12 protein-coding genes and 2 riboswitches are annotated in these 14,167 nt (G+C 71.8%); of the genes, 1 reads left to right on the forward strand and 11 read right to left on the reverse strand.

Translation table 11 applies throughout. The features are described 5' to 3' along the window. Positions 1 to 139: 139 nt before the first annotated feature. Positions 140 to 3,037, reverse strand: coding sequence for an aminomethyl-transferring glycine dehydrogenase (gcvP, locus tag AC3ERT_RS15450; RefSeq protein ID WP_435174660.1), 2,898 nt, complete (start codon positions 3,035 to 3,037; stop codon positions 140 to 142). A 62-nt stretch (positions 3,038 to 3,099) separates the two neighbouring features. After that, positions 3,100 to 3,223: riboswitch (glycine riboswitch) on the reverse strand. Between the two features lies 1 nt (position 3,224). Next, positions 3,225 to 3,337: riboswitch (glycine riboswitch) on the reverse strand. A 146-nt stretch (positions 3,338 to 3,483) separates the two neighbouring features. On the opposite strand from gcvP, the gene AC3ERT_RS15455 reads away from it, so the two are divergent. Continuing rightward, positions 3,484 to 3,855 carry a PRC-barrel domain-containing protein gene (locus tag AC3ERT_RS15455; protein ID WP_335984283.1) on the forward strand — a complete coding sequence of 124 codons (372 nt, stop codon included), beginning with the start codon at positions 3,484 to 3,486 and terminating at the stop codon, positions 3,853 to 3,855. Here AC3ERT_RS15455 and AC3ERT_RS15460 read toward each other — a convergent pair. The 10 genes from AC3ERT_RS15460 to clsA all read right to left on the reverse strand — a co-directional run bounded on the left by AC3ERT_RS15460 (position 3,777) and on the right by clsA (position 14,011). After that, positions 3,777 to 5,195 (reverse strand): DNA polymerase IV, encoded by a 1,419-nt coding sequence (locus AC3ERT_RS15460; RefSeq protein ID WP_435174663.1) that lies wholly within the window; start codon positions 5,193 to 5,195, stop codon positions 3,777 to 3,779. The two genes, AC3ERT_RS15455 and AC3ERT_RS15460, sit on opposite strands and share 79 nt — an antisense overlap. 197 nt (positions 5,196 to 5,392) lie before the next feature. Further along, on the reverse strand, positions 5,393 to 5,938 hold the full coding sequence (locus AC3ERT_RS15465) for a MerR family transcriptional regulator (RefSeq protein ID WP_335984297.1): 546 nt from the start codon (positions 5,936 to 5,938) through the stop codon (positions 5,393 to 5,395). A 325-nt stretch (positions 5,939 to 6,263) separates the two neighbouring features. Further along, positions 6,264 to 6,737: a bifunctional nuclease family protein gene (locus AC3ERT_RS15470; RefSeq protein WP_335984280.1), complete on the reverse strand. Its 474-nt coding sequence runs from the start codon at positions 6,735 to 6,737 to the stop codon at positions 6,264 to 6,266. A gap of 173 nt (positions 6,738 to 6,910) precedes the next feature. Then, positions 6,911 to 7,657 (reverse strand): transcriptional regulator FtsR, encoded by a 747-nt coding sequence (gene ftsR, locus AC3ERT_RS15475; protein ID WP_335984278.1) that lies wholly within the window; start codon positions 7,655 to 7,657, stop codon positions 6,911 to 6,913. Between the two features lie 33 nt (positions 7,658 to 7,690). Next, positions 7,691 to 8,485 (reverse strand): double zinc ribbon and FHA domain-containing protein, encoded by a 795-nt coding sequence (locus AC3ERT_RS15480; protein WP_435134678.1) that lies wholly within the window; start codon positions 8,483 to 8,485, stop codon positions 7,691 to 7,693. Positions 8,486 to 8,590: 105 nt separating this feature from the next. Then, complete coding sequence (locus AC3ERT_RS15485) at positions 8,591 to 9,406, reverse strand: DUF881 domain-containing protein (RefSeq protein WP_435174666.1); 816 nt, start codon at positions 9,404 to 9,406, stop codon at positions 8,591 to 8,593. Between the two features lie 7 nt (positions 9,407 to 9,413). Beyond that, entirely contained in the window at positions 9,414 to 9,746 is a 333-nt protein-coding gene (locus AC3ERT_RS15490; RefSeq protein WP_202237672.1) for a small basic family protein, read from the reverse strand. A gap of 4 nt (positions 9,747 to 9,750) precedes the next feature. After that, positions 9,751 to 10,686 (reverse strand): DUF881 domain-containing protein, encoded by a 936-nt coding sequence (locus tag AC3ERT_RS15495; protein WP_335984272.1) that lies wholly within the window; start codon positions 10,684 to 10,686, stop codon positions 9,751 to 9,753. Between the two features lie 198 nt (positions 10,687 to 10,884). Then, positions 10,885 to 13,380: a sugar phosphate nucleotidyltransferase gene (locus AC3ERT_RS15500; protein WP_335984270.1), complete on the reverse strand. Its 2,496-nt coding sequence runs from the start codon at positions 13,378 to 13,380 to the stop codon at positions 10,885 to 10,887. A gap of 22 nt (positions 13,381 to 13,402) precedes the next feature. After that, positions 13,403 to 14,011 (reverse strand): cardiolipin synthase ClsA, encoded by a 609-nt coding sequence (gene clsA / locus AC3ERT_RS15505; protein WP_335984268.1) that lies wholly within the window; start codon positions 14,009 to 14,011, stop codon positions 13,403 to 13,405. Between the last annotated feature and the right edge of the window lie 156 nt (positions 14,012 to 14,167).

Genomic DNA, 14,167 nt, shown 5'->3' on the forward strand with positions numbered 1-14,167 from the left:
CGCAGGTGTTTCACGTGCGCGCTGCTCATTGGTGCAGGACGCGCCATCCGCGCGGCCGGTTGCGGACACGAAGGCGGCGCTTTCCGCCCGTTTCCGGGTCGGAAGGCGCCGCCTTCCCACAGTGCTGCCGCCGGGCCGGTCAGCCCTCGTAGGCGTCCAGCGGCGGGCAGGAGCAGACCAGGTTGCGGTCGCCGAACGCCCCGTCGATCCGGCGCACCGGCGGCCAGTACTTGTCCGCGGGGTGCACGCCGGCGGGGAAGACGGCCTCCTGGCGGCTGTAGGGGTGCTGCCAGTCGCCGCCGAGGGCGGCCGCGGTGTGCGGGGCGGAGCGCAGCGGGTTGTCGTCGGCGGGCCACTCCCCCGCGCCGACCCGGTCGATCTCGCCGCGGATCGCGATCATCGCCTCGCAGAACCGGTCGAGTTCGGCGAGGTCCTCGCTCTCGGTGGGCTCGATCATCAGGGTGCCGGCCACCGGGAAGGACATCGTCGGGGCGTGGAAGCCGTAGTCGATGAGCCGCTTGGCGACGTCGTCGACGCTGACGCCGGTGTCCTTGGTCAGCTGCCGCAGGTCGATGATGCACTCGTGGGCGACCAGGCCGCCGGGGCCGGTGTAGAGCACCGGGTAGTGCGCCTCCAGCCGCTTGGCGACGTAGTTGGCGCTCAGTACGGCGATCTGGGTGGCCTGCCTGAGGCCCTCGGCGCCCATCAGCCGGACGTACGTCCAGGAGATCGGCAGGATGCCCGCCGAGCCCCACGGCGCGGCGGAGACCGGGCCGACGCCGGTGGCCGGGCCCGCCTGCGGCTGGAGCGGGTGGTTGGGCAGGTGCGGGGCGAGGTGGGCGCGGACCGCGACCGGGCCGACGCCGGGTCCGCCGCCGCCGTGCGGGATGCAGAACGTCTTGTGCAGGTTCAGGTGGGAGACGTCGGCGCCGAAGCGGCCCGGGCGGGCGAGCCCGACCAGCGCGTTGAGGTTGGCGCCGTCCACGTAGACCTGGCCGCCCGCGTCGTGCACGGCCGCGCAGATGTCGGTGATGTGCTCCTCGAACACGCCGTGCGTGGAGGGGTAGGTGACCATCAGCACGGCGAGCCGGTCGCGGTGCTGCTCGATCTTCGCCCGCAGGTCGTCGACGTCCACGTCGCCGTCCTGGCCGGTCTTGACGACGACCACGCTCATCCCGGCCATCACCGCGCTCGCGGCGTTGGTGCCGTGCGCGGAGGACGGGATCAGGCAGACCGTGCGGTCCAGGTCGCCGGCCGCGCGGTGGTAGGCGCGGACCGCGAGCAGCCCGGCCAGTTCGCCCTGCGACCCGGCGTTGGGCTGGAGGCTGACCTTGTCGTAGCCGGTGATCGCGGCGAGCTGGTCCTCCAGGCCGTGGATCAGGCTGAGGTAGCCCTCGGCCTGGTCGGCGGGCGCGAAGGGGTGCAGCGCGCCGAACTCCGGCCAGGTGACCGGCTCCATCTCGGTGGTCGCGTTGAGCTTCATGGTGCACGAGCCCAGCGGGATCATGCCGCGGTCCAGGGCGTAGTCGCGGTCGGCGAGCCGGCGCAGGTAGCGCAGCATCGAGGTCTCGCTGCGGTGCCGGTGGAAGACGGGGTGGGTGAGGTAGTCGCCGGTGCGCAGCAGCGCGGCCGGCAGCGCGTCGGCGGTGGCCGCGTCGAGGGCGTCGAGGTCGGCGGTGTCCTCGGTGTCCGCGCCGAACGCGGCGAGCACCGAGGTCAGCGCGGCGCGGTCGGTGGTCTCGTCGCAGGCGATGCCGACGTGGTCGGCGTCGGTCTGCCGCAGGTTGACGCCCGCGGCGCGGGCGGCGGCCACCACGTCGGCGGCCCGGCCCGGCACCCGGGCGGTCAGGGTGTCGAAGAACGCGTCCTCGACGACCTCCACGCCGGCCGCGCGCAGGCCCGCGGCGAGCACCGCGGCGTAGCGGTGGGTGCGGCGCGCGATGGCGGCCAGCCCGTCGGGGCCGTGGTAGACGGCGTACATGCCGGCCATCACGGCGAGCAGCACCTGCGCGGTGCAGATGTTGCTGGTGGCCTTCTCCCGGCGGATGTGCTGCTCGCGGGTCTGGAGGGCGAGCCGGAAGGCGGTGTCGCCGTCGGCGTCGACCGACACGCCCACCAGGCGGCCGGGCAGGTTGCGGGCATAGGCGTCGCGGACGGCCATGTAGCCGGCGTGCGGGCCGCCGAAGCCCATGGGGACGCCGAAGCGCTGGGTGGTGCCGACCGCGATGTCCGCGCCGAGCTCGCCGGGCGGGGTGAGCAGGGTCAGCGCCAGCAGGTCGGCGGCCACGGTGACGATCGCGCCCAGCTCGTGCGCCTGCTCGATCACCGGCCGCAGGTCGCGGACGGCGCCCGAGGCGCCCGGGTACTGGAGCAGCACACCGGTCACGCCGCGCTCGGCGACGTCGGCGGGGATGCCGGCGGACAGGTCGGCGGTGACGACCTCGACGCCGGTCGGTTCGGCCCGGGTCCGGATCACCGCCAGGGTCTGCGGGAAGGTGTCGGCGTCGACCAGGAAGACGCCGTTCTTGACCTTGCCGACCCGGCGGGACAGCGCCATCGCCTCGGCGGCCGCGGTGCCCTCGTCCAGCAGGGAGGCCCCGGAGGTGGGCAGGCCGGTGAGGTCGGCGACGACGGTCTGGAAGTTCAGCAGCGCTTCGAGGCGGCCCTGGGAGATCTCCGGCTGGTAAGGGGTGTAGGCGGTGTACCAGGCGGGGTTCTCCAGCACGTTGCGCAGGATGACCGGCGGGGTGAAGGTGCCGTAGTAGCCCAGGCCGATCATCGGGGTGAGCACCTGGTTGCGGTCGGCGAGCGCGCGCAGCTCGGCGAGCGCCTCGGCCTCGGTGACGGCGGCCGGCAGGGCGAGCGCCTCGGTGCTCTTGATGGTGTCGGGGACGGCCGCGGCGGTCAGTTCGTCCAGCGAGCCGTAGCCGACCTGGGCGAGCATCTTGGCCTGCGCCTCGACGTCGGGACCGATGTGGCGGCGGGCGAAGGGCCGGCCTGCTTCCAGCTCGGCGAGGGTGGTTCGGCGGTCACTCATCTTCGGGGGCCTCCTGGTCCGTGACGACCTTCGGGGGGTGCCGCCAGGGCACCCGTACGGCCTCCCCCTCTGTCATCACAACCTGAGAGCTTCACCGCCCCGGCCCACAGGGCGGCTTTCACCGTCGGTGAGGACGCGTCCCGGCGGCCGCTCTGCTTCCGGGACAGGTCCTGCTTTCCAGAGTGACCTCACCCGAGCGGTACGGATGCCTGAGAGTTTCCGGGGAGGATTTGCTCCTTCGGCGCCCTCCGCCAACCGCCGCCAGGCGGGGTTCTCGGAGGACTCTCCCGCACGGGGTCGACGGCCGCTGTCCAGCCTACCAGCGCGTTCCGAACAGGGGTCGGAACAGGTGCCGAGTCGACACCGCCCCGGTTGTGGCCTTGGGTAGGTACCAGCGGCCGCCGTACGGCGGCGGCCTGGGGTTGGTTGGACTGGTTGGAGGGACCGTGCAGACCGACATCGATCCGCGCAGCCTGATCGGCCGCCGCGCCTTCGACCGTGACGGGACGAGGATCGGCACGGTGGACGAGGTCTACCTCGACGACGCGACCGGCACACCGGAGTGGGCCGCGGTGCGCACCGGCCTGTTCACCCGGGACGCCTTCGTGCCGCTCGGCCCGAGCGAGCTGGACGGCGACAAGCTGCGGGTGCCGTACGAGAAGGCGCTGATCAAGGACGCCCCGGACTTCGGGGTGGGCCGGCACCTGTCGCCCGAGCAGGAGTTGCAGCTCTACCACCACTACGGGATGGACGTGCCGCGCTCGGCGGCCGAGCCGGCGCCGTCCGGGGACTTCGGGGAGCTGGCCGACGAGGAGTGAGCCTGCTGGGCGGCCAGCGGCAGCGGGTCGCTGCGGCGCAGTGCCGGGTCGTCCACGGGGAAGGTGCGCACCCGGCCGGGCACGGTGTCGGTGGGCACCTCGAAGCGGACCGTCACCCGGCCGACGCCGCTGCCCTGCACCCATCCGGCGCCGTAGCTGTCGTGGGTGACGTCATGGCCGGGCATCCAGCGGTCGGCCCGTTCGGCCGCGGGCGGCGGGCTGCTGGGCAGCGGCTCGGGAGCGTCCGGCTCGGGGCCGCCGTGCAGCGCGCGCTCGCCCTCGGCCTGCGCGAACAGGTCCTCCTGCGTGAAGTCGGCCAGCCCCGCCACGCCCACCCCGAGCAGCCGCACCCCGCCGGTGGTGTCCACGGCCTCCACCAGCCGGCGGGCGGTCTCGCGGACGACGGCCGGGTCGTCGGTGGGGGCGCGCAGCGTCTCGGAGCGGGTGAGGGTGGAGAAGTCGTACCGCCGGACCTTCACCACGACGGTGCGGCCGGAGCGGCCCGCGCCGCGCAGCCGCTGCACGCAGCGCTCGGCGAGCCGGTCGATCTCGTACCGCACATGGGCGCGGTCGGTGAGGTCGCTGTCGAAGGTGTCCTCGACGGAGATGGACTTGACGTCGCGGTCGGCGACCACGGGGCGGTTGTCGACGCCGGCGGCCATGGCGTGCAGGCCCGCGCCGTGGGCCTTGCCGAGCAGCCGCACCAGCTCCGCCTCGCCCGCCTGGGCGATCTCGGCGACGGTGAGGATGCCGGCCCGGCGCAGGTGCTCGGCGGTGGCCGGGCCGACGCCGGGCAGGGTGCGCACCGGCATCGGGTCCAGCAGCGCCCGCTCGGTGCCCGGCTCGACCACGACCAGGCCGTCCGGCTTGGCCTGCTCCGAGGCGATCTTCGCCAGCAGCTTGGAGCCGGCCAGCCCGACCGAGGCGGTCAGGCCGGTGGCGGCCTTGATGTCGGCGCGCAGCCCGCGCGCCACGGCCCGCGGGTCGTCGGCGTAGGCGCCGGCTTCCAGGTCGAGGAACGCCTCGTCCACGCTCAGCGGCTCTATCAGCGGTGACGCCTCGCGCAGCAGGCCCATGACGATCTCGCTGATCTGCCGGTAGAGGCCGAACCTCGGCACGAGGTAGGCCGCGTTCGGGGCCAGTCGGCGGGCGTGGGCCATCGCCATGGCGGAGTGGACGCCGTGCACACGTGCCTCGTAGGACGCGGTCGACACCACGCCGCGGGGTCCCAGGCCGCCGACCACCACCGGCTTGCCCCGCAGGCTCGGCTTGGACGCCTGCTCGACCGCGGCGAAGAACGCGTCCATGTCCAGGTGCAGGATCGTCGGCGCACTTCTCACACCCCCAAGCCTCCCGCATCCCACCGACAGCAGCCGTACAGGTGTACGGCGACGGCGGGTCGCGGCCGGGGCGTACGGGTGGGGCCAGGTCCTTACGGGGCGGGGCTTTATCGGCCGGGCTTTACCGGCCGGGCCTTTGCGGGGCCGGGCCTTGGGGGCCGGCCTGTCACGGGCCGGAGGCACCTGCGGCCGGGGGCTCAGACCGCCTTGTTGCGGCGCCGGGCCAGCTCGTCGGCCGGATTGTGGCCGATCAGGGTCTCGCCGGTGTCCACGCGCTCGCCGTGCATCTGCGACAGCGCGCTCTCGACGTCGCGCCACACGACGCCGACGGCGATCCCGAAGATGCCCTGGCCGCCCTGGAGGAGCTGCACCACCTCGTCGGGCGAGGTGCACTCGTAGACGGTCGCGCCGTCGCTCATCAGGGTCATCCGGGCCAGCTCGCCCGGGCCGACCGAGCGCAGGTGCTGGACGGCGGTGCGGATGTTCTGCAAGGAGACGCCGGTGTCCAGCAGCCGCTTGACGATCTTGAGCACGACCACGTCGGAGAAGCCGTACAGCCGCTGGGTGCCCGAGCCGTAGGCCGGGCGCACGCTGGGCTCGACGAGGCCGGTCCGGGCCCAGTAGTCGAGCTGGCGGTAGGTGATGCCCGTCGCGGCGCAGGCCGCAGGGCCCCGGTAGCCGACCTGCTCGGGCGGCGTCTCAGCCGGCGGGCCGCCGTCGGCGCCCACCGCCGCGGGAGCCAGTGTCCCCCGGGCCGGATACGGGCCGCCGGTCGCCAAACCGTCGCCGGTACTTCTCACGACGCCCTCCGTCCCCTTCGCGTCCACTGGCCGCGTGCACGTGCCACCGGACTTTCCCTCTGACGGTAGGCAGTCGTCACACGTGCGTCAACGATCGCCACGCTCGGCACGCCGAGTGAAATTCACCCCAGGAGTGGTTTGATCTGATTGCACAGCGGGAACCCAGTTCCGAATGCCCCCGCGGCGGCAATATTGCCCCCATCCGGGCAGCCCGCAGCGGCCCGGCCCGCGAGCCGGGCCCACCGCCGCACGGCGGCGACGTCCGGGCCTACTGGTTGCTGGTCCCGAAGTCCTCGGGCGAGATCTGGTCGAGGAACTCGCGGAACTTCTCGACCTCGTCCTCCTGCTCGTCCGGGATCGCGATCCCCGCGTCGTCCAGCACACCTTCGCTGCCGTAGATCGGCGTACCGGTGCGCAGGGCGAGCGCTATGGCGTCGGACGGGCGGGCACTGACCTCGACCCCGCCGGCGAAGACCAGCTCCGCGTAGAACACGCCGTCCCTCAGGTCGGTGATACGCACCTCCGTCAGCGTCTGTCCCACCGCCTCGAGCACGTCCTTGAAGAGGTCGTGAGTCAGCGGTCGCGCAGGGGTCATGCCCTGCTGCGCGAATGCGATGGCCGTCGCCTCTCCCGGCCCGATCCAGATGGGCAGGTACCGGTCGCCTCCTACTTCACGCAGGAGCACGATCGGTTGGTTGGAGGGCATTTCGACCCGGACACCCACAACGTCGAGCTCGTTCACACAGCAACCCTAGGCCGTGCCCGCGGGGTTTGGGTAGTCGGGCAGGCCCCGGGCGCGGCCCGAAAGCCATCCGGAGCCCCCTCCGCCCGGCGGCTCTCCCCCTGCCGGCCGCCCCGGGCGGCACTTCCGGCCGCGATCCGGCCGAAATCCGGTGCCGGTCGGCCGCCGGAGGGTCAGTCCAGCCGGACCCGCAGCGCCGACTGCACCATCGCCGCGTGCAGCCGCACCGACAGCGTGGCCAGTTCCCGGGCGGTCGCCTCCGCGTGCAGCCGCGTCTGCGGGTTGCGGTGCAGCCGCAACGGCGCCACCACCTGCTCGACCAGGCCCGCCTCCCGCTCGGCGGCCGCCTTCACCGCGCGCAGATGGCGCGGCTCCAGCCCGAACCGGCCGAGGTCCACGATCAGCCGGGCCACGTTCACCGCGTCGGCGTCGTAACCGCCCCGGGAGTCCGCCGCGATCAGCCCGTACGACTCCCACTCCGCGAGCGCGTCGCCGTCGGCCCCCGTGGCGGCCAGCAGCTCGTCCCGGCCGATCCGCATCCGCGCGGGCTCCTCGGGCTCCAGGGAGCCCTCCAGCGCCTCACGCGACTCACCCGGGCCGGGCAGCGCGACCGGCTCGCCCCGGTCCATGGCGTCCAGGTGCTCCCGAATCACCCGCAGCGGCAGGTAGTGGTCGCGCTGCACCCGCAGGACGTACGCCAGGCGGTCGACATCCGCCCCGTTGAACTTCCGGTACCCCGAGGGGGTGCGCTGCGGCTCCACCAGCCCCTCCGCCTCCAGGAAGCGGATCTTGGAGATGGTGACCTCGGGGAACTCGTCCTGCAACCGGGAGAGCACCGCGCCGATGCTCAGCAGGGCGCCGTCGTCCCCGGCGGAGACGGCGGCGGTGCCGTCACCGGCACCGCCTGACGTTCTCGGCATGCACACCTTCCCTGGGACCGTGCGGCGGGAGGGTCAGACACCCGCCTGGCTCGCGTAGAAGACCAGCCGGTACTTGCCGATCTGCACCTCGTCCCCGTTGGACAGCTGCACCGCGTCGATCCGCTCCCGGTTGACGTAGGTGCCGTTGAGGCTGCCGACGTCGGAGACGGTGAACACGCCGTCGGCGCCGCGCCGGAACTCCACATGGCGGCGCGAGACCGTCACGTCGTCCAGGAAGATGTCGCTCTGCGGGTGCCGGCCGGCGGTGGTCAGCTCACCGTCCAGCAGGAAGCGGCTGCCGGAGTTCGGTCCGCGCCGCACCACCAGCAGGGCCGAACCCGGCGGCAGCGCCGCCACGGCCGCCTGCGCCTCCGGGGAGAGCGACGGCATCGGGGTCTGCCCCGTCGCCTCCGCCTCGTACGCCTCGATGCTGGAGATCGAGATCGTCGACGTGGTCTCCGAGGGCCGCTCGAAGGGCGCCGCGGCCTGCCCGCCGCGCAACGGAGCGCCGCAGTTGTTGCAGAACCGGCTCGCCGCCGCGTTCTGGTGCCCGCACCTGCCGCAGACCAGCACGCCGTGCTCACCACCCGTGTCCGAGGCCGACGATTCCCCGAAACCTATGCGCGGGGCCGAACCGGGGTCAACAGGCGCCACGCCGGGCGCAGCCGAAAACCCGCCGCCCTCCTGCGACGGGTCCGCGCGGAACAGCGGACGCTCGGCCGGCTGGCCGACGTCCTCCGCCCCGCTGCGCGGCGCACGGTGGCGTGCCGTGGCCGGGTCACCCGACTGGCGGGCGCTCTTGCCGAACAACTTCCCAAACAACTTCACGGGCGATTCCCCTTGAAAGAAGCAGACCCGCCCGTGGGGCAGGACGAACTCTCACTACTCACAGTTTCCACCACTCAGCACCCGGCCAGATCCCCGACCCCATCCTCACTGGGATGACCGAGCGTAGTCAGGCTGCTTCGACGGCCGCAAGGCGTCCACGACGATCTTCTGCGACCTGACCACATCAGCACTCGCCTGCTCCTTCTCCAGCGTCTGCACCACCCCTCCGGGGATGTTCAGCGCCGGCTCGAGGTCCGGTGGGTTGCCGATGACTTTGAAGACGTACGGCTGGGCCAATTGGTGCCCGTCGACCAGCACACTGTCGGTGCCGTCGGTGAAGTAAGTGTCGCTGACGACACGTACGTTGTTGACCTGGATCGCCTCCGCGCCGGCCGCACGCAGCTCCTGGACGGTGTCCAGCAGCGAGTCGGCCTCGACCTGGCCGTGCGGGTCCCTGACCGTCAGGGTGATCCCCGGGCCCTGAGCCGCCACCGTACCGGCCAGCACACCGAGTTCCCGCGCCTTCTCCTGCGTCTGCTTGAGCGCCTCGGCGGCCTGGTCGGAACTGGTCTCCAACTCGCTGCGCTGGTTCTCCAGTCCGCGCTTCTCGTCCTGGAGCCGCTGGCCGCGGTTGTCCAGCTCGGTCAGGATGCGGACCAGGTCCTCCTGGCGCGCCCCGCGCAGCGTGCTGTTGTCGTCGCTGGTGGTGCGCACCTGGATGGCCAGCCCCAGCCCCAGCACGAACAGCAGCACCGCGACGATGAGTTGGGCGCGGGTCAGCCGCGGCGGCCACAGCCCGGCCAGCAGGCGCTGCCGCCCGCTCCCCGGTGCGGCGGCCGGCTTCTCCCGCTCCTGCTCCCCCGCACCCGGCTGCACGCCGCAGTCCCCGTTGTTCTCCTGGTTCTCCTGCTCGTCGCTCATCCGGACCTCACGCCCGGAAGACGTGCCGGCGGATCGCGGCGGCGTTGGAGAAGATCCGGATGCCGAGGACGACCACCACACCGGTCGACAGCTGCGCGCCGACCCCGAGCTTGTCGCCCAGGAAGACGATCAGCGCCGCCACCACCACGTTGGACAGGAAGGAGACCACGAAGACCTTGTCGTCGAAGATGCCGTCCAGCATGGCACGCAGCCCGCCGAAGACGGCGTCGAGCGCGGCCACGACGGCGATCGGCAGGTACGGCTCGACACCCGAGGGCACCACCGGGCGCACCACCAGCCCGACCACGACCCCCACGACGAGGCCAAGTACGGCGATCACTTCGTCAACCCTTCCCGTTGGACGGCGTCTTCGGCGGCGTCGTGGACGCGCCCGGTGTGGCGTACCGCAGGATCAGCGAGGGCGCGGCGGGCAGGTGTACGTCCCCCTGCACGCTCAGGCTCGATCTGATGCCGTAGTTCGCCACCAGCACGTGCAGGTAGTCCCCGTCCGCGCTGTGCTGGAACGCCGTGCCCAACCGCTTCCCGTCCCCGATCGCCAGCACCGTGTACGGCGGCACCAGCGGCTTGTTGTCGACCAGTATGGCGTCCCCGGCGGCCCGGATCGCCGACAGCGCCGTCAGCCGCTCGCCGTTGACCGAGATCGCCTCGGCGCCCGAGTCCCACAGCCCGTTGACCACGTGCTGCATGTCGCGGTCGCGGACCCGCCCGGTGTCGGAGAAGCCACTGCTCTCCCGCGGGCCGCCGGTGCCCCCTTCAGAGGCTTCCTCGGCGTCGTTGACGACCAGCTTCACCCCCGGACCGTGCACCGGCGTGGCGGCGGCGAGCAGTTCGACCAGCCGCTCCCCGCCGTCGCCCTTCCGCTTCAACGCGGCCTGCTGCTCCGCGGAGACGGTGGCACGCAGCGCGTCGACGTTCTGCTGCAACCCGTCGGTGCTCTTGGTCTCGGTCCGGATACGGTCGATGAGGTTCTGCCGCTCCTTGGCGACCGTGGGCGCCGACACCCGCGCCTGCGCGGCACCGAGCGTCACCACCAGCGCGGCCAGCACCAGACCGGCCGCCAGCCCCAACTTCCCGCCCAGCGCCTTCGGCAGCCGCGACGTGCCGACCTGCCCGCGCCGGGCCGCGGCCTGCGCGTACCCGTCGTCGAGGCTGTGCTCGATGATGTTCGTCAGCAGCGACATCGACGCGTCGAGGCGTCGCGGGGCGGCCCCGGGCACGGGGTTACTCCGATCGGGTTGCTGCTGCGGCATGCCGCACATCGTCGCACGTCGCGGCGCCCACTTTCGAACGGGCCCCCGCCGACGCGCCGTTCACACCGCGCGACCGGTTCGGGTCGGCCCCGGTCGGCATTCCGACCGCAATGCTGCCGGAAGCCGACCGGTTGCCGCTCACCCGCCGATCACGTACCGGTCACCTGCCGACCGGTCGCGGTACCCGCCAGGGACCCTCGGAACCGGTCACGGACCGGCGCTCTCCACCACCTCGGACCACTCGTCCAGCAGCGCCTGCGCGGACGCGTCGTCCGGCCCCTCGGCCCACAGGTGCGTGACGGCCTCCGCCGGGTCCGGCAGCACCATCACCCACCGGCCGTCGGACTCCACCACCCGCACCCCGTCGGTGGTGTCCACCGACCGGTCGCCGGCCTCCTCGACCACCCGCCGCATCACCGAGCCCTTCACCGCCCACGGCGTCGGCACGTCCCGCTTGAGCACGTGCGCCTTGGGGATACGGGCGTCGATCTGGCTCAGCGTGAGCTGCGTCCTGGCCACCAGGCCGATCAGCCGCACGAACGCCGCCGTGCCGTCGAAGACACTGCTGAACTCGGGCACCATGTAAGCGCCGCGCCCGTCACCGCCGAAGATCGTGCCCTCGTCCCGGCCCACCCGCGTCAGGTCGTCCGGCGACGTCGTCGTCCACGTCACCTGGGTGCCGTGGTAGGCGGCGACCTGCTCGGCGATCCGGGTGGTGGTCACCGGCAGCGCCACCCGGCCGCTGCGCCGCTCCGCCGCCACCAGGTCGAGCAGCACCAGCAGCGCCCGGTCGTCCTCCACGATCCGGCCCCGCTCGTCGACCAGCGACATCCGCTCGCCGACCGGGTCGAAGCGCACCCCGAACGCGGCACGCGCCGAGGAGACGATCTCACCGAGCCGCACCAGCCCGGCCCGACGGCTCTGCTCGGTCTCGGTCGGCCGCGCCTCGTCCAGCCCGGGGTTGATGGTCAGCGCGTCCACGCCCAGCCGGCCGAGCAGGCTCGGCAGCACCAGACCCGCGCTGCCGTTGGCCGCGTCCACCACGACCTTCAGCCCGGCGTCGGCGATCCCGGTGGTGTCCACCGCCCGCAGCAGCGCACCGGTGTACGAGTCGAAGACCGTCGCGGGGAAGGTCAGGTCGCCGATCTCGCCGGGGAACGCCCGGCGGTACTCCTGCCGCGAGAACACCCGGTCCAGCTTGCGCTGCCCGGCACCCGACAGGTCCGCGCCGCGCTCGTCGAAGAACATGATGTCCAGCGAGTCCGGGCGCCCGGGGCTGGTTCTGATCATGATGCCGCCGGCACTGCCGCGCGCGGTCTGCTGCCGGGCCACCGGCATCGGCACGTTCTCCAGGTCGCGGACGTCGATCGCGCTCGCCTGGAGCGCCGAGATGACCGCCCGCTTCAGCGCCCGGGCACCGCGGGAGTGGTCACGGGCCGTGGTGACCGTGGCGCCCTTCTTCAGCGTCGTCGCGTACGCGCCCGCCAGCCGTACCGCCAACTCCGGGGTGATCTCCACGTTCAGGATGCCGGAGACGCCGCGCGCGCCGAACAGGTGCGCCTGCCCGCGGGACTCCCAGATCACCGAGGTGTTGACGAACGCGCCGGCCTCGACGGTCTTGAACGGGTAGACCCGTACGGTGCCCGCGATGATCGACTCCTCGCCGATCAGGCACTCGTCGCCGATGACCGCGCCCTCGTCGATCCGCGCGGCCCGCATCACGTCGGTGTTCTTGCCGATGACGCAGCCGCGCAGGTTCGTCTGCGGACCGACGTACACGTTGTCGGCGATCACCGCCTTGTGCAGGAACGCGCCGGTCTTCACCACGACGTTGGAGCCGATGACGCTGTGCTCGCGGATCTCCGCGCCGGCCTCGACCTTCGCATAGTCGCCGATGTAGAGCGGACCGCGGAGCGTCGCGTCCGGGTGCACGTCGGCACCCTCGGCGACCCACACGCCGGGCGAGATCTCGAAGCCGTCGATGTCGACGTCGACCTTGCCCTCCAGCACGTCCGCCTGGGCCTTCACATAGCTCTCGTGGGTACCCACGTCCTCCCAGTAGCCCTCGGCGACGAAGCCGTAGACCGGCTTGCCCTCCTTCATCAGCTGCGGGAAGACATCGCCGGACCAGTCCACCGGAACATCGGGCTCGACGTAGTCGAACACCTCGGGTTCCATCACGTAGATACCGGTGTTGACGGTGTCCGAGAAGACCTGGCCCCAGGTCGGCTTCTCCAGGAAGCGCTCGACCTTGCCGTCGTCGTCGATGATGGTGATGCCGAACTCCAGCGGATTCGGCACCCGGGTCAGGCACACCGTGACGAGGGCGCCCTTCTCCTTGTGGAACGCGATCAGTTCGGTCAGGTCGAAATCCGTCAGGGCGTCTCCCGAGATCACCAGGAACGCGTCGTCCTTGAGCGCCTCCTCGGCGTTCTTGACGCTGCCCGCCGTTCCCAGTGGCTTTTCCTCGTTGGCGTAGGAGAGCTCCATGCCCAATTCCTCGCCGTCCCCGAAGTAGTTCTTCACCAGGGACGCCAGGAACTGGACGGTGACCACTGTCTCGGTGAGCCCGTGCCGCTTGAGCAGATTGAGAACGTGCTGCATGATGGGGCGATTCACCACCGGCAGCAGCGGTTTCGGCATACTCGACGTCATGGGGCGAAGGCGTGTGCCCTCGCCGCCGGCCATTACAACCGCCTTCATATGGAAACGTCCTCCTCGTGACTCAGCCAGCCGTGGCGTCCGTCCTGACAAGTCGCCGGACCTGCACCACATAGAGGAACCCTGCCCACCAGTACAGGGTTGTACCCCAACCCGCGAACGCCCAGCCGAAAACAGTCGCCACGCTCGCGACCCACCCGCTGCCGTCGCTCAACAGCAGCAGCGGAAAGGCGTACATGAGGTTGAAGGTAGCCGCTTTCCCGATGAAGTTCACCTGGGGTGGGCCGTAGCGGTGCCTCCGCAGAATCAGCAGCATCACCGCCATCATGGCCTCCCGGGCCAGCAGCAGCACGGTGAGCCACAGCGGCAGGATGCCGCGCCAGGTCAGGCCCACCAGGGTGGACAGCACGTACAGGCGGTCGGCCGCGGGGTCCAGCACCCGGCCCAGTTCGCTGATCTGATTCCAGCGCCGGGCCAGCTTGCCGTCGAGGTAGTCACTCACCCCGCTGAAGGCGAGCACGAGGAGTGCCCATCCGTCGGCCTTCGGCCCGCCGAACTCGGGCCACAGAATCAGCCACAGGAACACCGGAACACCGACCAGGCGCGCCATACTCAGGATGTTGGGGATCGTGAAGATCCGATCCGTTTGCACCCGTGTCTCCTGGACCTCCACCGGGGCCCCTCCTGCTGATGTCTGTGCGTGTACGTTTGGCTGCCGGCAGCTACGATCCCGAGGGGCCCAGTGCCGATGTCGCGGGCCGACTCTACCCCAGGGCCGGAAATGACAAAGGCCCGGCCTCGGATTCATCATCCGAGGCCGGGCCCCAAT

This window comes from Actinacidiphila sp. bgisy145 (assembly GCF_057708125.1).